This window comes from Streptococcus agalactiae ATCC 13813 (assembly GCF_000186445.1).
Taxonomy (GTDB): domain Bacteria; phylum Bacillota; class Bacilli; order Lactobacillales; family Streptococcaceae; genus Streptococcus; species Streptococcus agalactiae.
In genome coordinates this window covers 1,721,494-1,740,876 of the sequence record NZ_GL636070.1, presented here as the reverse complement: position 1 = coordinate 1,740,876, position 19,383 = coordinate 1,721,494, and the positions used below count along the sequence as shown (strand labels likewise).

The 19,383-nt window shown below is 37.5% G+C and carries 16 protein-coding genes and 2 pseudogenes; 15 read left to right on the top strand and 3 right to left on the bottom strand.

What is annotated here, in order from left to right:
- The first annotated feature begins 38 nt into the window (after positions 1–38).
- From HMPREF9171_RS105195 to HMPREF9171_RS105260, 15 genes and pseudogenes are all read left to right on the top strand, one after another.
- A complete protein-coding gene (locus HMPREF9171_RS105195) occupies positions 39–6,035 on the top strand; it encodes a helicase-like domain-containing protein (protein WP_000191295.1) in 5,997 nt (1,998 codons plus the stop codon).
- A gap of 559 nt (positions 6,036–6,594) precedes the next feature.
- Complete coding sequence (gene ltrA / locus HMPREF9171_RS105200) at positions 6,595–8,253, top strand: group II intron reverse transcriptase/maturase (protein WP_001086217.1); 1,659 nt, start codon at positions 6,595–6,597, stop codon at positions 8,251–8,253.
- A gap of 94 nt (positions 8,254–8,347) precedes the next feature.
- Positions 8,348–9,196: pseudogene (locus HMPREF9171_RS105205) on the top strand (hypothetical protein); the annotation flags it as partial.
- A gap of 69 nt (positions 9,197–9,265) precedes the next feature.
- A complete protein-coding gene (locus HMPREF9171_RS105210; protein ID WP_000195242.1) occupies positions 9,266–9,565 on the top strand; it encodes a DUF5962 family protein in 300 nt (99 codons plus the stop codon).
- Between the two features lie 14 nt (positions 9,566–9,579).
- A complete protein-coding gene (locus tag HMPREF9171_RS105215) occupies positions 9,580–9,870 on the top strand; it encodes a DUF5966 family protein (RefSeq protein WP_000572503.1) in 291 nt (96 codons plus the stop codon).
- 239 nt (positions 9,871–10,109) lie between these two features.
- Positions 10,110–10,970, top strand: a complete 861-nt coding sequence (locus HMPREF9171_RS105220) for a helix-turn-helix domain-containing protein (RefSeq protein ID WP_000713270.1) — start codon at positions 10,110–10,112, stop codon at positions 10,968–10,970.
- Between the two features lie 82 nt (positions 10,971–11,052).
- Entirely contained in the window at positions 11,053–11,118 is a 66-nt protein-coding gene (locus HMPREF9171_RS1000000114285; RefSeq protein ID WP_079255235.1) for a KxxxW-cyclized peptide pheromone, read from the top strand.
- A 72-nt stretch (positions 11,119–11,190) separates the two neighbouring features.
- Positions 11,191–12,507: a KxxxW cyclic peptide radical SAM maturase gene (kwcM, locus tag HMPREF9171_RS105225; protein ID WP_000587087.1), complete on the top strand. Its 1,317-nt coding sequence runs from the start codon at positions 11,191–11,193 to the stop codon at positions 12,505–12,507.
- A complete protein-coding gene (locus tag HMPREF9171_RS105230; protein WP_000037627.1) occupies positions 12,504–13,595 on the top strand; it encodes an MFS transporter in 1,092 nt (363 codons plus the stop codon). The genes kwcM and HMPREF9171_RS105230 overlap by 4 nt, the downstream gene beginning before the upstream one ends.
- A 76-nt stretch (positions 13,596–13,671) precedes the next feature.
- Positions 13,672–13,982 (top strand): annotated as a pseudogene (locus tag HMPREF9171_RS105235) (MFS transporter); the annotation flags it as partial.
- Between the two features lie 529 nt (positions 13,983–14,511).
- Entirely contained in the window at positions 14,512–15,150 is a 639-nt protein-coding gene (locus tag HMPREF9171_RS105240) for a hypothetical protein (RefSeq protein WP_000932869.1), read from the top strand.
- 38 nt (positions 15,151–15,188) lie between these two features.
- The gene (locus tag HMPREF9171_RS105245) at positions 15,189–16,277 is read left to right on the top strand and encodes a toprim domain-containing protein (RefSeq protein WP_000196744.1); all 1,089 of its coding nucleotides are present in this window, start codon (positions 15,189–15,191) and stop codon (positions 16,275–16,277) included.
- 53 nt (positions 16,278–16,330) lie between these two features.
- Entirely contained in the window at positions 16,331–16,558 is a 228-nt protein-coding gene (locus HMPREF9171_RS105250; protein WP_000110926.1) for a DUF5965 family protein, read from the top strand.
- 3 nt (positions 16,559–16,561) lie between these two features.
- The gene (locus HMPREF9171_RS105255; RefSeq protein ID WP_000159226.1) at positions 16,562–16,957 is read left to right on the top strand and encodes a DUF5945 family protein; all 396 of its coding nucleotides are present in this window, start codon (positions 16,562–16,564) and stop codon (positions 16,955–16,957) included.
- A gap of 44 nt (positions 16,958–17,001) precedes the next feature.
- Positions 17,002–17,289 (top strand): hypothetical protein, encoded by a 288-nt coding sequence (locus HMPREF9171_RS105260; RefSeq protein ID WP_000765213.1) that lies wholly within the window; start codon positions 17,002–17,004, stop codon positions 17,287–17,289.
- 26 nt (positions 17,290–17,315) lie between these two features.
- On the opposite strand, the gene HMPREF9171_RS105265 is transcribed toward HMPREF9171_RS105260, so the two are convergent.
- The 3 genes from HMPREF9171_RS105265 to HMPREF9171_RS105275 are packed head-to-tail and all read right to left on the bottom strand — an operon-like array spanning position 17,316 to position 19,382.
- Positions 17,316–17,615, bottom strand: coding sequence for a DUF5960 family protein (locus HMPREF9171_RS105265; protein WP_001072430.1), 300 nt, complete (start codon positions 17,613–17,615; stop codon positions 17,316–17,318).
- Positions 17,602–17,970 carry a hypothetical protein gene (locus HMPREF9171_RS105270; protein WP_000567220.1) on the bottom strand — a complete coding sequence of 123 codons (369 nt, stop codon included), beginning with the start codon at positions 17,968–17,970 and terminating at the stop codon, positions 17,602–17,604. Before HMPREF9171_RS105270 ends, HMPREF9171_RS105265 begins: the two co-directional genes overlap by 14 nt.
- Positions 17,967–19,382, bottom strand: coding sequence for a Y-family DNA polymerase (locus HMPREF9171_RS105275; RefSeq protein ID WP_025193626.1), 1,416 nt, complete (start codon positions 19,380–19,382; stop codon positions 17,967–17,969). The genes HMPREF9171_RS105270 and HMPREF9171_RS105275 overlap by 4 nt, the downstream gene beginning before the upstream one ends.
- Between the last annotated feature and the right edge of the window lies 1 nt (position 19,383).

The window sequence follows — 19,383 nt, the reverse complement described above, 5'->3', positions numbered from 1 at the left end:
GAGAATACCTCTCAGCCCCTTTTTAATTGGAGGAACATATGACTCAAGAACAATTACTTGAAATGTTGCGGGCAAGATTGCCACGTGACCAGATTCTTTTGGAATCCTTTTTACGCTATCAAGCAGTCCATTTTGATGAGGATTGGGATAGCCTTATCCAAAATTTTACAACCCAAAGAGGAGTAATCATCTCACCTGTTCAAGTGGTTCGCTTTGAAACAGAGGTTTCTGCTTTTGTAGAGGCGAGCCCCTTTAACGAAGCGACAGACCTAAGCAGCTACACACAGACCTTTGGTCAGGCTGGCTTAAAGAAGTTACCTCAGTTAAACAATGCTGAGAAAGCCTTGGTGATTGAAGTAGCCCTCTTTAACCTAGCCACTCGATTTCATCTCTTAGACCAAGAAGGCGCCTATCAGTCCATTTCGGTAGCTTCTCTTTTGGATAAAAGCAAAGCTGCTAATTTGGTCAATGTCTACCGAGTGGCCAATAATTTGTCTGACCGTATTAGCCGTGATATTGAACAGTTTCTTCTCACTTATGAACCTGAACAGGTAAGTCCCCAGGAAACGTTGGAGGAAAAAATGGAAGTTGTTGAAGAAAAAGTAGTTCCAGAACCTTCTCAGGACATCACCTTTCGGGAAGAAGGGCTTGTCATGATTGCAAGTCTTGATGAGGAAGAGTTATCACAACTAGATTTACGAACAGGGCAAACAGAACATTTACCAGCTTATGAATATCTAAACTTGTCCCAAAAATTTGAGATACTAAGTCACTTTGACCAAGTGCGAAATAGCCGTCCAAAGCTACCAAACCTGAGACGTGGGGAGTTTGATCATGAGATGGAAATGACGCCAATCTATGCGGACAATGAGCTATTAAGCTATTTAGAAGCTGATGGGACAGTCTATGGCTTACAACGTCCTCTAACACCTCAAGAAGAAGTGATCTTAACTGAAATTGGTCAAACCATTTTGACTGAAAATACCGAAAAACTGACTCGTTTAGGGATAGACTTAGCTGACGTTGACGAGCAACAAGGTGGGATACTGATAGATGCTGCAGGGCGTTTTCAATTGAAGAATGCCGACCTAGCCTTATTAGGGGGCTATCCTAAAGCAACTGTTACTCAATTAGCCCTTGCGACAGAATTGCTTCAGATAGGATTAACGCATGACAAGACAGAATTTTTCTTGACCAGTCAGCTAGACTTAGAAGAAGCAAGACCCATTGCCTACGCCTTCTTGCATGAAGACCTCACTCTTGAAGAAGCTAGAACCTTTGAAAGGGACAAACTGTCCCAATCAGACCTATCCTTTAGAGAATGGCGAGAACACCTATCGCAAACAGAACCTGAAATCATTGTGACTCAAGAAAAACTACCAAATCCTATCGTAGAAGAAGCCCTTAAACGCTACCCGATTGATTCTAGAGTGACTTATAAGGGGCAAGAGTTTCAGGTAATGGCCATTGAGGACTCAGGCGTTAACAACCTGATTCGGATTGAATTACAAAATGATTTCACCGATGTGATTGAACAAAATCCAGTTCTTTTCTTACGGACATTAGAAGACATCACTCAAGCTCTTCATGTTCCTTCTGTCGAAGAAAAAGAGGAAGTGGAAGAACCTAGCCAAGAATTAGACCTCTTTTCCTTCATGGATATGGAAGAACAAAATGAGCCGGTTTCTCAAGTGATAACATCTCTATCATCAAATAAGAGAGAGGCTAAACAAGAAGAAGCATTGTCAGAAGATGAGTTGGAACCAGAAGTCACTGAGACGCCCCCGGCCACTGATTTTCACTTCCCAGAAGATCTAACAGACTTTTACCCTAAGACAACAAGAGATAAGGTTGAAACCAACGTGGCTGCTGTTCGTTTGGTGAAAAGTCTTGAATCTGAACACCGTCAAGCCACACCTAGTGAACAAGAACTCCTTGCTAAATACGTGGGCTGGGGAGGCTTAGCTAACGAGTTCTTTGACGAGTACAACCCAAAGTTTTCTAAGGAACGTGAGGAATTAAAAACGCTAGTCACAGAGAAAGAGTATTCAGACATGAAACAGTCCTCTCTGACCGCTTACTACACAGACCCTCTCTTGATTCGTGAGATGTGGAATAAACTAGAACGAGATGGCTTTACAGGTGGTAAAATCCTAGACCCGTCTATGGGAACGGGGAATTTCTTTGCGGCAATGCCTAAACACCTGAGAGAAAATAGTGAGTTGTATGGTGTAGAGTTAGACACGATTACAGGGGTTATTGCCAAACACCTTCATCCGAATAGTCACATTGAAGTAAAGGGCTTTGAGACCATTGCCTTTAATGACAATAGCTTTGATTTGGTTCTCTCAAATGTGCCTTTTGCCAATATCAGAATTGCGGATAATCGCTATGACAAACCCTATATGATTCATGATTACTTTGTCAAAAAATCATTAGATTTGGTGCATGATGGTGGGCAAGTGGCTATCATTTCCTCAACAGGAACCATGGACAAACGGACAGAAAACATTCTCCAAGATATTCGTGAGACGACTGATTTTCTCGGTGGTGTGCGTTTGCCAGATACTGCCTTTAAGATCATTGCAGGCACCAATGTCACAACGGACATGTTGTTCTTCCAGAAGCATATGGATAAGGGATATGTGGCAGATGATTTAGCTTTTTCAGGTTCTATTCGCTATGACAAGGATGATCGTATTTGGCTGAATCTTTACTTTGATGGGGACTACAATAGTCAGGTTCTTGGGACCTATGAGGTAAGAAACTTTAACGGTGGGACACTGTCTGTTAAAGGAACTTCTGAAAATTTGCTAGCAGATGTTCAGACTGCTCTTAAACAGGTTAAAGCCCCTAGAGTGGTGGATAACTCTGACATCTTCATCACTCCTGATGTGATGAGAAGACAAGTTATTGATACTTCGATTCCTTCTGACATCAGAGAAAGCTTAGACCAGTTTAGCTTTGGCTATAAAGATTCTATGGTTTACTACCGTGATCATAAGGGCATTCGTGTAGGGACAAAGACAGAGGAGATTAGCTACTATGTGGACGAGGAGGGGACCTTTAAGGCATGGGATACCAAGCATTCGCAAAAACAGATTGACAGCTTTAATGACCTCGAAGTCACCGATAGTACTGCTCTTGATGTTTATGTGACCGAAGAAGCCACCAAACGTGGGCGATTTAAGGGGTATTTCAAAAAGACCGTCTTTTATGAAGCTCCTTTGTCTGAGAAAGAAGTGGCACGAATTAAAGGGATGGTCGATATCCGAAATGCGTACCAAGAGGTCATCGCCATTCAACGTTACTATGATTATGACAAGGAAGAGTTTGCACACTTACTTGGAAAACTCAATCAAACCTATGATAGTTTTGTGAAACGCTTTGGTTATGTCAATAGTGCTGTGAACCGTAACCTCTTTGATAGTGATGATAAGTATTCCCTTCTTGCGAGTTTAGAAGATGAAAGCCTTGACCCGAGTGGGAAGACAGTTATCTATACCAAATCTCTTGCCTTTGAAAAAGCCTTGGTTCGTCCTGAAAAGGAAGTGACGGCAGTTTCTTCTGCCCTTGACGCTCTCAATTCTAGTCTAGCAGATGGTCGTGGGGTAGATTTGGATTACATGATGTCTATTTATCAGACGGATTCTAAAGCGTCTTTGATTGAAGAATTAGGAGACGCTATTATTCCAGACCCAGAACGCTATCTAAACGATAAGGGAGTGGTATATGTGTCACGGCAGGATTTCTTATCAGGAGATGTGGTGACTAAGTTAGAGGTTGTGGACTTACTCATCAAAGAAGATAATTCTGATTTTCCTTGGGTCTATTATCAAGGTCTCTTAGAAGATGTGAAACCGGCACGTGTGACCTTGGCTGATATTGATTATCGGATTGGTTCACGCTGGATTCCTCTAGCTGTTTATGGGAAATTTGCCCAAGAGACCTTTATGGGACAAACTTTTGACTTGACTGATCAAGAAGTAGCATCAGTCCTTGAGGTAAGTCCGATTGATGGGACCATGTCCTACAAATCCAAGTTTGCCTTTAGGTATTCTACCGCAACGGATAGAAGTTTAGGTGTGCCTGGGTCTCGGTATGATAGTGGTCGTAAAATCTTTGAAAACCTGCTTAATTCCAATCAACCAACCATTACCAAACAAGTGGAAGATGGGGATAAGAAAAAGCATGTGACAGACGTGGAGAAGACAACGGTTCTTCGTGCTAAGGAAACGCAACTTCAAGAACTCTTCCAAGACTTTGTGTCCAGTTACCCAGAGGTGCAACAGATGATTGAAGAGACCTATAATAGCCTTTATAATCGTACAGTCTCAAAAGTTTATGATGGCAGCCATTTAAACATTGATGGGCTTGCCCAGAATATTTACTTACGCCCTCACCAAAAGAATGCTATTCAACGGATTGTGGAAGAAAAACGAGCGCTTCTAGCTCATGAAGTGGGTTCAGGTAAGACCTTAACCATGCTTGGGGCAGGATTCAAACTGAAAGAATTGGGTATGGTGCATAAGCCTCTTTATGTGGTGCCATCAAGTCTGACCGCTCAGTTTGGCCAAGAAATCATGAAGTTCTTCCCAACCAAGAATGTTTACGTGACGACCAAGAAAGATTTTGCGAAAGCAAAACGTAAGCAGTTTGTCTCACGGATCATCACAGGGGACTACGATGCCATTGTCATTGGGGATTCCCAGTTTGAGAAAATCCCCATGAGTCATGAAAAGCAAGTGACCTATATTCAAGATAAGTTACAACAACTCCGTGACATCAAGCAAGGCAGTGATAGTGACTATACCGTTAAAGAAGCAGAGCGTTCTATCAAGGGGTTGGAACACCAATTGGAAGAACTCCAAAAACTGGAGCGAGATACCTTTATTGAGTTTGAAAACCTTGGGATTGACTTTCTCTTTGTGGACGAAGCTCACCATTTTAAGAATATCAGACCCATTACAGGACTTGGTAATGTCGCAGGAATTACCAACACGACTTCTAAGAAGAACGTAGATATGGAAATGAAAGTGAGACAGGTTCAAGGAGAACACGACTATCGTAATGTGGTCTTTGCGACAGGAACACCAGTCTCTAACTCTATTAGTGAACTCTATACCATGATGAGTTATATCCAACCAGATGTCTTAGAACGCTATCAAGTCTCAAACTTTGACTCATGGGTGGGAGCTTTTGGGAATATTGAGAATTCTATGGAACTTGCCCCAACAGGAGACAAGTACCAACCTAAGAAACGCTTTAAGAAGTTTGTGAACCTGCCTGAACTCATGCGGATTTACAAAGAAACGGCTGACATTCAGACCTCAGACATGCTTGATTTACCAGTACCAGAAGCTAAAGTCATTGCAGTGGAGAGCGAATTGACAGAAGCTCAGAAATACTACCTTGAAGAGTTGGTTGACCGTTCAGACGCTATCAAGTCAGGCAGCGTTGACCCTAGTGTCGATAATATGTTAAAGATAACTGGGGAAGCTAGAAAACTAGCCATTGACATGCGTCTCATTGACCCAGCCTATACCTTATTGGACAACCAGAAAATCCTTCAAGTAGTGGATAATGTGGAACGGATTTACCGTGAGGGTAATCTCGAGAAAGCCACGCAGATGATTTTCTCTGATATTGGAACCCCTAAAAGTAAGGAAGAAAGTTTTGACGTCTACAATGAATTGAAAGACCTCTTAGTAGATAGAGGGATTCCCAGAGAAGCAATTGCCTTTGTTCATGACGCTAATACGGATGAAAAGAAAAATTCTCTGTCACGCAAGGTCAATAGTGGGGAAGTACGGATTCTCATGGCTTCAACTGAAAAAGGTGGAACAGGATTAAACGTGCAGTCTCGCATGAAAGCAGTCCACCATTTAGACGTTCCCTGGAGGCCCTCAGATATTGTCCAACGCAATGGTAGATTAATTCGTCAAGGCAATATGCACCAAGAGGTAGATATTTACCATTACATTACGAAAGGGAGCTTCGATAACTACCTCTGGGTGCGACATGAAGTCGCTTAATTGAACTGTCTGGCATGATGACCAGACCAACTATTCCGTTAGTTGAGCCAAGTATCAACTGCATGTTCGCCATGTGGTAAGCTGATACGTAAGGTAGCCCTACTTTAAGGTCGAACCGTGAGGGGAGACCGATACTGCTAGCAACAAAGCGGTTAGGGAGCTAGGCTTGATAGTATGGCTAACAAATGTGAACCACTGTTAAATGTCGTTAAGTTGAACAGGCTAAAGTTGCTGATAAGCCTGAACCAAAAGGTGTGCAGTCGGTTAACCCTTTCCATAGTGGGGTTACACGGACAAATGACTGCCGGCAGAGAGGTGGAGCCTAACCTATCATTTTGTTTATTAAGCGGAACATGGTAAGCCTGTATTGTTGCTTCTAGCAAGGCAAATCGTAAGAAATGCTGATAACAGTGCAGGTATAGGAAAATGGAAAAAGCGAATGCCATCTTGTAATGAGATGGATAGAGGTTCAAGATTTGCCTCAACTCGAAAGAGTGCAGACTTCCATTCGGTTTCTAATCACAAGAGAACTTGTAGAATTTTTGAAAGGAGAAAGCAAATGAACAGTAAAATGTGTGCTACTACTAACATAGCCAACAGTTGGGAAACTATTGATTTCGTGAAAGCTGAAATCTATGTTAAAAAACTACAAATGCGTATTGTGAAAGCGTGGAAGTTGGGTAAATTCAACCGAGTGAAATCACTCCAACATTTACTAACGACTTCATTCTATGCAAAAGCCTTGGCAGTGAAACGTGTCACTGAAAATCAAGGTAAAAAGACAAGTGGCGTTGATAAAGAGTTATGGTTAACACCTAACGCTAAATATCAAGCAATCAAGAAATTAAAGGTCAAAGGCTATCGTCCAAAACCACTAAGACGGATTTATATTCCTAAGAAAAATGGTAAGAAAAGACCTCTTAGTATTCCAACGATGACAGATAGAGCAATGCAGACATTATTTAAGTTCGCTTTAGAACCTATTGCAGAAACAACAGCAGACCCAAATTCTTATGGCTTTAGACCCAAAAGAAGTACTCAGGATGCTATTGAACAATGTTTCTCAGCTTTGAGTAAGCAAAAATCTGCTAAGTGGGTTTTAGAAGGTGACATTAAAGGATGTTTTGATAATATCAGTCACGAGTGGATAATGAAACACATTCCAATGAACAAGACAATACTTGGAAAGTGGTTGAAAAGTGGTTATATCGAAAATGGAAAGTTATCTCCAACAGAGTTTGGAAGCCCTCAAGGGTCACCAATTTCACCAATCATTTCAAATATGGTACTAGATGGTCTAGAGAGAAAACTTTCAACGACATTTAGAAAGAAAAAGGTTAATAGTCAAGTCTATGCACCAAAAATTAATTTTGTTAGGTATGCGGATGACTTTATTGTTACTGGTGTCAGTAAGGAACTATTGGAAAATGAGGTTAAACCAGTCATTATTGAGTTCTTGAAAGAACGTGGCTTGGAGTTATCGGAAGAAAAAACGTTGATAAGTCATATCACGGATGGCTTTGATTTTCTGGGCGTAAACATTAGAATGTACGACGGAAAATTACTAACCAAACCTTCCAAAAAGAATTACGAAAGTATTGTTTCGAAAATCAGGGATATTATCAAAAACAACCCGTCGATGAAACAGGAGCTGTTAATCCGTAAGTTAAATCCTATTATCATAGGTTGGGTTAACTACCAAAAGCACAACGTTTCATCAGAATCATTTCAAAGACTTGATTTTGATATCTATCAATGTCTATGGCAGTGGTGTGTCCGAAGACATCCTAAAAAGGGGAGAAGGTGGGTTGCTAATAAATATTTCCATACTTTTGGTAGCCGTAGTTGGATTTTTAGTGTTCCAACTGCTGATACAATGGAAAATGGCGAACCATTCTATCTTCGCTTGAAATATGCTTCTGATACTGATATTCGCCGACATATTAAAATTAAGGCGGAAGCAAACCCATTTGATGAACAATGGCAACCGTATTTTGAGGAACGTCAAGAAAAGCAAATGCGACAAGAACTAAAAGGAAGACGTGTGATTAACGGACTATATTATAAACAAAAAGGGATTTGTCCAGTTTGCGAATTGAAAATCACCAAGGAAACAGATTTCCGAGTTCATCAAACCGTGAAAGACCATAAACCAATAAAAACATTGGTACACCCTACTTGTCATAAAAATATAAAAGAAAACACGCTGGTTCTCTAACGAGGACTTATAGAAGCTTGAGCCGTGTGAGGGGAAACTCTCATGCACGGTTCTTAGAGGGGAAAGAGGTCGTGAGACCTCTGACCTACTCGACCAAACTCAGGAGAATAAGCTCAAGTACATTACGCAAATCATGACCTCTAAAGACCCTGTGCGGTCGGCAGAAGATATTGATGAGCAGACCATGACTGCTTCAGACTTTAAGGCTTTAGCAACTGGTAATCCTTATCTGAAACTCAAGATGGAACTAGAGAATGAGTTGACGGTATTGGACAATCAAAAGCGTGCCTTTAATCGCTCCAAAGATGAGTATCGCCATACCATTTCTTACTGTGAGCAGAACCTCCCTGCCCTTGAGAAACGCCTCAGTCAATATGACCTTGATATTGCTCAATCTTTGGCAACTAAGTCACAAGATTTTATCATGCGGTTTGACAATCAAATGATGGATAACCGTGCAGAAGCTGGAGACTATCTACGTAAACTCATTACCTATAACCGTTCTGAAACCAAAGAAGTAAGAACGCTTGCGATCTTTAGAGGGTTTGAGCTTAAAATGGCAACCAGAAGCCCTAGTGAGCCCTTACCAGATATGGTGTCTTTAACCATTTCAGGAAGCAACCAGTATTCTGTCTCTTTAGACTTGAAATCAGACGTGGGAACGATTCAACGCATTACCAATGCCATTGACCATATTCTAGATGACCAAGAAAAAACTGAAGAAATGGCTAATAACCTCAAAGACAAGCTAGCAGTCGCAAGGGTAGAAGTGGAAAAGGTCTTTCCTAAAGAAGAGGATTATCAGCTGGTTAAAGCCAAATATGACATCCTTGCCCCCTTGGTTGAACAAGAAGCAGAGGTTGAGGAAATTGATGCAGCATTAGCTAAGTTCAATGAAATAATCCAACCACAACACGACCAACAACTTTCTCTTGATTTTTAAGAAAAAGGCTGACAAAAAATAATGAACGCGGTAAAATGACATTAAGAAATCATCAAAGGAGAATTAATTATGACCCAGACAGTAGAAGATATACGTTACCAATTAGAAGAATGGTTAGCACAAGGATTTACCAGCCCTGAAGACCAGACTAATTATCAAGCCTTAAAGGAACAGTACGAGGATGAAAGCCTTGATTACAGCTTTTCAAAGCGAGAAATCATTGGTCAATTAGAAGTTATTATCACGACTCGTGAGAATTATTTTCCAGACTTAGATGAGGTCACCAAAGAAGAGTATCTTGACCTGGTTGAACAACTTGATAATCTAGATAAGGGACAGGCAGATTATTATCGTAAGCAATTAGCGTAGAAAGAGGTACAGATATGATTGAACAAATTATTCAAAGTCTTTTGATTATCGCGGCAACAGGGCTGATTTTGCTTGTCCTTTACCAGATTGCGAAAATGCTTGGAAACTTATTTATCATTGGATTAATCGGATTTTTAGCCTTTACAGAAGTCTATGGGATTTACCTATTTTTTACAGAAAGATACCTCTATGTGGAAGATTTAACCACCAATGGTATTTTGAGCTTTACCACTTTCTATATCACTTTTAATCTTTTACTTGTCTTTGGACTTGTTAGAAAAGTTGTTAGAAGTAGGATGACATGATAAAAATAGGGTTACCTGAGTTCAGGTAGCCCTATTTTCATGAATGTATAAGCATTATAGTGACAAAGTTTTTAGTGTTATCCAACAACGATAATAATAATTCCCTCAAAGAGTAGGAACAATAAAGGTAGTAGTTTTTGATTTTTCATGTGAAATACCTCACTTTTATTTTTTTCTATTTTATGCTAAAATGTTAAAAATCAAAAAATATTCCCATATATGCTTATTGGAGGTGTATGATGAAAAAATTTGGAGAAATTTTTAAAAAGTTTCGAGAATCTAGAGGATTACGATTAAAAGATGTTGCAAAGGCTGGTATATCAATCTCCCAGCTATCTCGATTTGAAAAAGGAGAGACAGATTTAACCATTTCTAAGTTCATGCTTATCTTGGATGAAATCAACATGCCAATTGATGAATTTATGTATGCGGTTCATGATTTTCATAGAGATGAACTAAATGAACTTCTATCAAAGATTCGACAGTTTGTATTTAATCATGATGTTGAAGGCATGAAAAAGCTTCTATATTCACAGATGGAATCGGAGAATAAAAGGGGTAAATTTTATCAACTCAATATGATTTTATTGAAAATTCGTTTGCAAGATTTATCAGGAGAAGCTTATTATAATCAAAAGGATTTGGACGATTTAACCGACTATTTGTTTAGTGTGGAATACTGGGGGTATTATGAACTATTGATTTTTTCAAATACTTTAGATGTCCTAAAGCATGATGTTTTCATGGTCTTAGCGAGGGAAATGTCTAGACGTTCAGACTTTTATAAAGAAATTCCAAATAATAGACGATTAATCTCATCAATGTTATTAAATGGATATATCACATGTGTTGAGAGAGAAAAATTTTTGGATGCTTTATATTTTGAAAAACAATTAGTACAATGTTTTTTTATCGAAACTGAAGTATATGAACGCTTAGTTTTTCAATATGTACAAAATCTCTATCAGTACAAAAAAGAGGGAAATAGGAAGGCAATTATTGAAATGAAGAAGTGTATTGGAGCGATGAAATTAGCAGGAAGTAATCATTTAGCAAAGACTTATGAAGGACATTTAGAAAAAAATTTAGCTAGAAGTTAGAAAATGCAGATATGGGAATATTTTATTGTAAGCGTTAAAAAGGAATATAATTGCAGTATCATATTCGAAAGGAGTACCTAATATGTCTAAAGAGCTTGAAAAAGTCCTTGAGTCTAGTTCAATGGCAAAAGGTGACGGTTGGAAGTGATAAAGTAATTTATCCCATAGGTTAAGCAGAGGCTATATTTTCCTCTGCTTTTTTAGAAAGGTATTCAATTTGATGATAATTTCAGAAGATTTTTTATTTAGACTAGAAAAGTTTGGTGGAATTTTAATAAATAAAGTAACTTTTGACCGAATTGAGTTAGATGAGAGTGAGGCTTATTTTCTTTATTTAGTTCAAAATCATGGTTTTGAAATTGCTACTTCCTTTTTTAAGAAAGAAATAAAAGCAGGGAAACTAGAGCGAGTACTATTATTAAATATCTATTCTGATAATAATATTGAGGATTCATCGAACAATCCTTATGAGACTCTTCAAAATGCGAGAAAGCATGTAGCAAAATTAAAAAAACATAACATACTGAGTTTTCCGCTTGAACTAGTAATATACCCCAGTATGTACTGTGATTTAAAATGTGGTTTTTGTTTTTTAGCAAATCGTGAAGATAGAAATGCCAAACCTGCTAAAGATTGGGAAAGAATTTTGCGCCAAGCAAAAGATAATGGAGTGTTAAGTGTTTCAATTTTAGGAGGGGAACCGACTAGATATTTTGATATTGATAATTTGTTGATAGCTTGTGAAGAACTAAAGATAAAGACTACTATAACAACTAATGCCCAATTAATAAAGAAAAGTACAGTAGAAATTCTAGCTAAATCTAAATATATTACACCGGTTTTATCTTTGCAGACTTTAGATTCTAAATTAAATTTTGAATTAATGGGGGTGAGACCTGATAGACAAATAAAATTAGCGAAGTACTTTAAAGATGTTGGAAAAAAATGTAGAATTAATGCAGTGTATACAAAGCAAAGCTATGAGCAAATTATAGAATTGGTTGATTTTTGTATAGAGAATAAAATAGATAGGTTTTCAGTAGCTAATTATTCTGAGGTAACAGGATATACGAAAATAAAGAAAAAATACGATTTGGCTGATTTGAGAAGGTTGAATGAGTATGTTACAGATTATATAACTCAACGGGAAGCAAATTTAAATTTTGCTACTGAGGGATGTCATCTTTTCACCGCTTATCCAGAGTTGATAAATAATTCAATTGAATTTTCAGAGTTTGACGAATTGTATTATGGATGTCGTGCAAAATATACTAAGATGGAAATAATGTCTAATGGGGATATCTTGCCCTGCATTGCTTTTTTAGGAGTTAATCAAACTAAGCAGAATGCCTTTGAAAAAGATTTGTTAGATGTTTGGTATGATGATCCGTTGTATGGAGGGATTCGTTCTTTTAGAACGAAGAATTCTAAGTGTTTATCTTGTGGATTGTTAAAAATTTGCGAGGGTGGCTGCTATGTTAACTTGATCAAGGAGAAGAGTCCAGAATATTTTAGAGACTCTATTTGTAACTTATGAGTAAGAAGATTTTTAGTTTATACGGAATGAATATGTTTCTATCTGGATTACCGTACTACTTTGTAGGAATTTTACTATTAAAGCACTTAGGTTTTTCGTTCACAGAAATAGCTACTTTATCAGTTATTACTGAGCTATTTGGTTCAGTTTTTGATATTCCTTTAAGTTATATTTCAAGTAAGATTGGTTACAAGAAAATTTTGTCTATTTCAAATTTATTATTAATTTTAGCATTAGGGTGCCTATTGTTTGGAAAATCAAATATAATATATATTTCAGCGATATTTTTTGGATTGTCAGAATCATTATCTTCAGGAGTTCTTAATTCTTATAATTTTGAAGTAATTGATGACGAAGTTGTATATAAATCATTTTTGAAAAAACTCAACACATTAAAATATATTTTTATTGCTATTATTACGATTATATCTCCACCTTTATTGCATAGGAATTATATTTATCCTATTATTATCTCCATTGTATTTGTAGTTTTTAGTCTATTATATTTAATAGGATTGCCTGAAATTAAAAAGGAACAAAATAATAATCAAAAATTTTTTAGCCTCGATAATATTCAAAACATTCCATGGTTATTAATAATATTAGGAGTAGCATTCTCGACTCTAATTATGATTAGCAATTCTTATGCAGGGATATTCTTAAATGAACAGGGACTTTCACTAGATATGCTGGGAATTGTACTATTTATGTTTAATATATCTATGGCTTTGGGGAGTTATCTAAAAATTAAGTTTGAAGTAAGCTTGATGTTACCAATATTAGCTATACTCATGTTTTTTCAAACCAATCTAATCATCCAAATTATAATCCTTTTATTAATGCGTGTTCTTAATTCCAACTACAATAATCATTTTTATTATAAATTTAATATGTCAATAGAAAAAAATAGAGCAGTATCATGGTCAGTATATAATTTGTTTATTTCGATTAGTTTTATGTTAGCTGATTTCCTAGCTGGTATTTTTGCTGATAACTTTAGTATTAGGAGCAATTATTTAATATTTGGTATAGTAACTCTTTGTTGCTTAGTATTTTTTTCATTTTCTAACAGGGAGGAAAGAACTTAAAAGTTATATTTCTAATTCATTTGCCAAATTATTGATAGCATAATTGTTTTCAAATTTAGCAGATATTTTCTTTAGAGTAACATTCATTACTATCTTATTCTCTTCAAATGCGCAGATGTTTTTATTTTTTCCGCTTTAGTTGGTATGTTATCACAGCTAAAAGAGGTTCCTGAAAGTGTATTTCTTCAGGAGACTGTAGAGGAAAATAATTTGGTCAATGTTTATTCTGTTATTGAAGTGATTTCAACACTATCATTTTCAGTATTTGTGTTACTAATGAGCTACATTACCGAGAATTTTGGTATTACCATCAGTTTTTTGTTATCAGCAATTTGTCTGATTTTAGAAGCTATTTTAATTTATATTAGACGAGACTATCTCAAGTGATATAGAAAAATGATTTTAATGAAATTGAGGATTGTAGTAGCGAGATTAAAGCATAGCTGCTTTAGGTCTGATATATACTTAACAGTTGTCCTGTTGTGTTATTATCAAATATTCTATCTCACTTTCTTTCTGATGAAATCACAACAAATATTATTCCTCTTACTTTGCATACATTTTTTACTATGGGAATATCTCCTATTTACGAAAGTTCTAAAATGTTACTATAAAGCTTTGGAAATGACAAATTTGATTTGTATTTATCTGTTTTAATAAATCTTGCTAGTGTTATGATTCTAACCATACTACAATTATTAAAAGTTCAAACCTATTGGTCATTATACTTTATATCTGGGTTGAATCTATTTGTTTTGTTCCTGATATTTTTACGATATGATTCCGCAGAAAAATTTATATAAATAAAAAAGGTTTAGTTTCAAAAATTACGGCTAAATCTTTTTTTGTGATAACTTTTCCAAGTCCATCTTGTTATCATGGTGCTATCTTATGGAAAAAGGAGATAGCACTAGTGATGTTAAATAAAATGAAGGCTCGGCTATTGATTGGTTTGGGTGGTTTAGCTGTGACTAGCTTTATGGTGATGATGGGTTACACCATTGGTTCTCAGTCTGTAACCAATCACACGCAGAAACAAATCCAATCTGAGGCTCAAAAATTACTGACCAAAGAGAAAGAAAAAGAGAAGGCAAGTGTCCTCTCTGATGAGCTAGTCAAGGAATTCCTCACCCAATACTATACTAAGGAAAAACTGGGCGAGAACAACAACCGTATTAAACCCTATATGACAGATTCTGCCTTTAAGGAAGAGGTAGCTCGTCAAGAAGATTCCATCAACCAGGTCTATAAAGACTATATGTTGGATTATCGCTTTGAGTCTGCCAATATCTATGTCAATACAGAAGCAAATGAAGCTTTTGCGGAAGTGTCTTATCAGGTTGTTTACGTGTCAGATGTCAGTGATAAGGCTCAGAAAAGCACACAGACAGAAACCACCTCTCTTAAACTATCTTATGCCAAATTGTCAGATAAACTCCTTGTCAATCAGGTAACCATTTGGAATGGGAAGCTAGAGGACTTGAAAGAGTCTTCTGATGGAGTAAATTCAAGCATTCCAAAGATTCAAGGCACTACTACAAGTGAGACTAACTAGCAGGAGTTTATCTTCTGCTTTTTTGATAAGGAGATGAGATGACAAGAATTGAAAAAGTGAAACAAAAGGCGATTTTAGATGTGGCAGAAAGTCTAGGTTATTCTTTTAAACGACTATCAGGGCAAGTCTATGAACATCCAGAACACGATTCTTTTAGGATTTTTGCGGATACCAATACTTTCAAATGGTTTTCACGTGACATCCAAGGAGATGTGATTGATTTTGTTCAATTAGTGATAGGAGTTTCTTTTAAAGAAGCCCTATGTTACCTTGAAACAGGGGACTTTGAACAGGCTAGGGTGGTCGAAGAGACCTACCAACCCTTTCGTTATTATCTAAGGGAAGAACCATTTGACCAAGCACGGATATACCTGAATGACATTCGTGGTTTAAGTGATGACACTATCAATGCTTTTGGCAGACAAGGTCTATTAGCACAGGCCCATTACCAGACAAAGACCTTTCAAGAATCAGTCCTTGTCTTTAAGAGTTACAATCATCAGGGGCAATTAGAAGGGGCAAGTCTTCAAGGACTTGTCAAAAATGGTCAGAGACATGTTCGAGGTTGCCTCAAAAAAATCATGAAAGACTCTCATGGATATGTGGGAATGAGCTTTGATATTGGAAAACCGAAACGTCTTATCTTTTGTGAATCGGTAATTGATATGATGAGTTATTATCAACTCCATCAGAAGCAGTTAGCAGATGTGCGTTTAGTTTCTATGGAAGGTCTAAAACTCTCTGTGATTGCGTATCAGTCATTACGATTAGCAGCTGAGGAACTGGGCAAACTTGCTTTTTTAGATACTGTCAAACCAAGTCGATTAACGCATTACCTTCATGCTATACAAGAGACGACTACTTTCTTTCAGACGCACACAGGGTTATTAACCTTAGCTGTTGATAATGATGAAGCAGGGAGAGACTTTTGTCAGAAGTTATCTGAGAAAGGACTTCCCATTGAAACAGACTTACCACCATTACAGGAATTGGAAACTAAAGCAGATTGGAACGATGTCGTGAAAGATCATAGTAATCATTCTTTAAAGGACATGATACAATCTGCAAAGTTACAAGTTATCCGAAGCAATCCTCCGCCTAGAAAAAATACCGCTTTAGAGTTGTGATAACAAAATCAAGTTTCTTAGCATAATCTAGAAAGTGATAAGGAGGACACCCTATGAGTGTGATTGAACGTCTAGCAGAAAGAGTAGCTAGGCAAGAGGAAAAAGTTGCGAAAGAAACGGAAAAATTAGAAACCTATCGCAGTCAATTACAAACAGCCATGTATCAAGCCTTTATCAAACGCCAACAAAATAGTCCCTGGACTTTTGATGAAGCATTGACGCAAGCCTTTGGCCAAGATGAACAAGAACTAAAACCATCAGACACTAGAAATGAGGAATAACACATGACAAAAGATTGGACCTTTGACCAACCACTAGATGATAACACACCAACGTCTTCATCAGAAGAACGTGCGAAGATTGCAGCACTATTTCATAAAGAAAACCAAGAGGGCACTGAAGATGTGAATTATGTGGTAGCCTTCGAGATGGAACAACAAAAGGGTAAGGAGCAGTCCGTTTCACAACCAAAACCACAAGAGAAAATAGAGCCAAGACAAGTTCCATCAACTACCATTACCAGTGACTACAAGCAACATCTAGCCAATGTCATGGCTAAAAACAATGAGGACATTCTTCAAAGTCAGAAGAAAATCGAAGAGTTGCACCAGTTGATTGATGACAAAAATAAGAAAAATAAGAAATTACAAGCCATTTCAGCAGCTATTGATGACTTGTAACGATGAGCAGTCCTGACAAGGGCTGCTTTTTATGGGGAAAGAAGATGAAGTTATTCAAAAAGCAAACGCAAAATCAAGATAGTTTTAAGCGTCTCATTCATCGCTTATCAGGAATGTCTGAAGCCGACTTACATAAGGTCAACCAATTATTAGATGTCGTTTTTGATGCTACAAGGCAAACTATCCGTGAAGAAAAAAAGTCTCCTGAAATATTGCTAAAGGAGCCTATATTAGATGAGACCATAACTGAAGCTAAGAATAAATTGAAGACTGAGCAACTTGAAAAGCGGATAGAGCAGTTTAGGCAGGTGAAGAAACCTAAAAATGAGTAAAAAAAATTAGGCATTGTGATGAAGGCCTAATTTTTTTGTCTGATACTTATTGTTCGCTGATACACATATTTTTTTGTCAATTTGCTATCGTTCAAAACTTCCACATCAAAGATGAAATAATGATCACGATTATCTTTAGCATTTTCTTTATTGAGCTTGAAATAGTTTTTAGCAGATTTCGCCATTGCCAACATGATATCATCTGTTAGAAAAGTCAATGGGGTATCAAGTGCTGAGTAGCGATAGAAGTCACTTTCAAATTTTCGGTAATTATCGCTGAAGTAGTCCATCTGCAATTCGTTTTTATAAAAGTCAAGCTGATTCATGGTAGGCCTCCTCAACTAATGTGATAGCTATAATATCTTCTAAAGCGATAGTGATATGTCCGTCATTGGTTTTTAGAATGACCTCATTTGTTGAAAGGGTCGGAATGGTTCCGATAATAGTTTGATAGTCATTTTTCTGTATTCTAGTCACCTGTATGGTCAGTTGATTAGCGTAACTCTGACTGAGTAACATTAATTTTTGATTCAGCGATAGGTCAGAAAGGTAGCTGACTTGTTTATCATCATCTGATAAGGCAGAGGTATGTTCCGATAAAAAGAACCCCATCCACTTTTGCATGTTAACATCTTGATAGTCTCTTGCGGATTGAAATGGTAAGTATGATCGGTCAATCATTGTAATCCCTCCAAGCCACCTGCTGAGTGGCCTCCTATTAGTTTACTTCTTGCAATATTCCTGGAACTGTCTAAGAGGGCAGTTCCTTTTTGAACCGCCAAAAAACCGAATTGGTCTCTAATATGGTCAATAGTTCGCTGTAAGTTTTCTTCTTTTTCGGTTGCTTCGATATCATCAAATAATGAGATTAAGGCATAGTTTTCATTGACAAATCCTGAGTAATTGACTGCAATACCCCGAACGGCTCCTGACGTGTATTTTTTACGAAAAAGCGTTAGCACGGTATCGGTAAGCAGTCGTGTATGATTAGTGGGTTCTATCTTCATTTGAGCGTTGATTGGCTGTTTCATTTCTGTTTTAGAGTAGGTCACAAAGATGGAAACAATAGTAGCTTTCTGATGTTCTCGCCTCATTCGGATGGCAACTTGTTCAGCCATTTCACTAAGAACAATCTCAATATCACGCTGCTTGACATAGTCACGAGGTAGCACCTGAGAGTTGCCAAGCCCGTGTGACTTTGGTTTATAGGGTTGATGAACATTACTCTCGTCAACACCATTAGCATGAAACCACAACTGGAGTCCAACCTTTCCAAATTCTTTTTTCAATCGATCAGGATTGCTATTGGCTAGTTCCTTGATAGAGGTAATCCCTAGTTTGTGAAGGCGTTTCTCTGTTCTAGAACCAATACCCCAAAAATCAGTTAGGTTAGGAATTGACCAGACTTTTGTTTCCACATCTTTGTAGGACCAATTGGCACGCATAGTTGGTGTTCGTTTGGCCTCATTGTCTAGAGCAAGTTTTGCCAATAATGGGTTAGCGTTACTCATACCAATGGTAGAATAGATACCAGTCTTTTGCCAGATGTCATGTTGTAGTTTGGCAGAGACTACATCTAATTTTGCTTTTCTATCCATTTGTTTATCACTTACAAAGTAATTGAGCGAGGAGGTTAAATCAATAAACCCTTCATCAATGGAGTAGGGGAGAATATCTTCAGGAGCAGCATAATCTTGGAAAATGTGCTGAATATCAATATTCTTTTCAATATATCTATCCATTCGAGGAGGGACAATAAGCGTTCGCTTTGCCCAATGTTCAATATAGGAAACATAACGTGGTGATATGTCTAAGCCTTGATGCATAGCATTATAGTAGTCAAATTTTCTTGTGGTGATATCAAAGGGTAAATCGTAGGCACGTCCGACATTATTTTTTCCAAAGACCTTTTTGAACATGGGAGAAGAGGCTAAAATTAAACCTCCAGCGTTATCAGCACGACTCATGACACAGAGAGAGGTATGGAGTGGGTTCAATCCTCTATCCACACATTCAACCGAAGCATAGAATGATTTCATATCAACGAAAGCTATATCAGACTGAGGTTCTTTTGAGTAATCGATATAGCCCATC

Excerpts from the sequence above, each read along its gene's own strand:
- HMPREF9171_RS105195 (WP_000191295.1), top strand. The coding sequence starts at position 39 with ATGACTCAAGAACAATTACTTGAAATGTTGCGGGCAAGATTGCCACGT.
- ltrA (WP_001086217.1), top strand. The coding sequence starts at position 6,595 with ATGAACAGTAAAATGTGTGCTACTACTAACATAGCCAACAGTTGGGAA.
- HMPREF9171_RS105210 (WP_000195242.1), top strand. The coding sequence starts at position 9,266 with ATGACCCAGACAGTAGAAGATATACGTTACCAATTAGAAGAATGGTTA.
- HMPREF9171_RS105215 (WP_000572503.1), top strand. The coding sequence starts at position 9,580 with ATGATTGAACAAATTATTCAAAGTCTTTTGATTATCGCGGCAACAGGG.
- HMPREF9171_RS105220 (WP_000713270.1), top strand. The coding sequence starts at position 10,110 with ATGAAAAAATTTGGAGAAATTTTTAAAAAGTTTCGAGAATCTAGAGGA.
- kwcM (WP_000587087.1), top strand. The coding sequence starts at position 11,191 with ATGATAATTTCAGAAGATTTTTTATTTAGACTAGAAAAGTTTGGTGGA.
- HMPREF9171_RS105230 (WP_000037627.1), top strand. The coding sequence starts at position 12,504 with ATGAGTAAGAAGATTTTTAGTTTATACGGAATGAATATGTTTCTATCT.
- HMPREF9171_RS105240 (WP_000932869.1), top strand. The coding sequence starts at position 14,512 with ATGTTAAATAAAATGAAGGCTCGGCTATTGATTGGTTTGGGTGGTTTA.
- HMPREF9171_RS105245 (WP_000196744.1), top strand. The coding sequence starts at position 15,189 with ATGACAAGAATTGAAAAAGTGAAACAAAAGGCGATTTTAGATGTGGCA.
- HMPREF9171_RS105250 (WP_000110926.1), top strand. The coding sequence starts at position 16,331 with ATGAGTGTGATTGAACGTCTAGCAGAAAGAGTAGCTAGGCAAGAGGAA.
- HMPREF9171_RS105255 (WP_000159226.1), top strand. The coding sequence starts at position 16,562 with ATGACAAAAGATTGGACCTTTGACCAACCACTAGATGATAACACACCA.
- HMPREF9171_RS105260 (WP_000765213.1), top strand. The coding sequence starts at position 17,002 with ATGAAGTTATTCAAAAAGCAAACGCAAAATCAAGATAGTTTTAAGCGT.
- HMPREF9171_RS105265 (WP_001072430.1), bottom strand. The coding sequence starts at position 17,615 with ATGAATCAGCTTGACTTTTATAAAAACGAATTGCAGATGGACTACTTC.
- HMPREF9171_RS105270 (WP_000567220.1), bottom strand. The coding sequence starts at position 17,970 with ATGATTGACCGATCATACTTACCATTTCAATCCGCAAGAGACTATCAA.
- HMPREF9171_RS105275 (WP_025193626.1), bottom strand. The coding sequence starts at position 19,382 with ATGGGCTATATCGATTACTCAAAAGAACCTCAGTCTGATATAGCTTTC.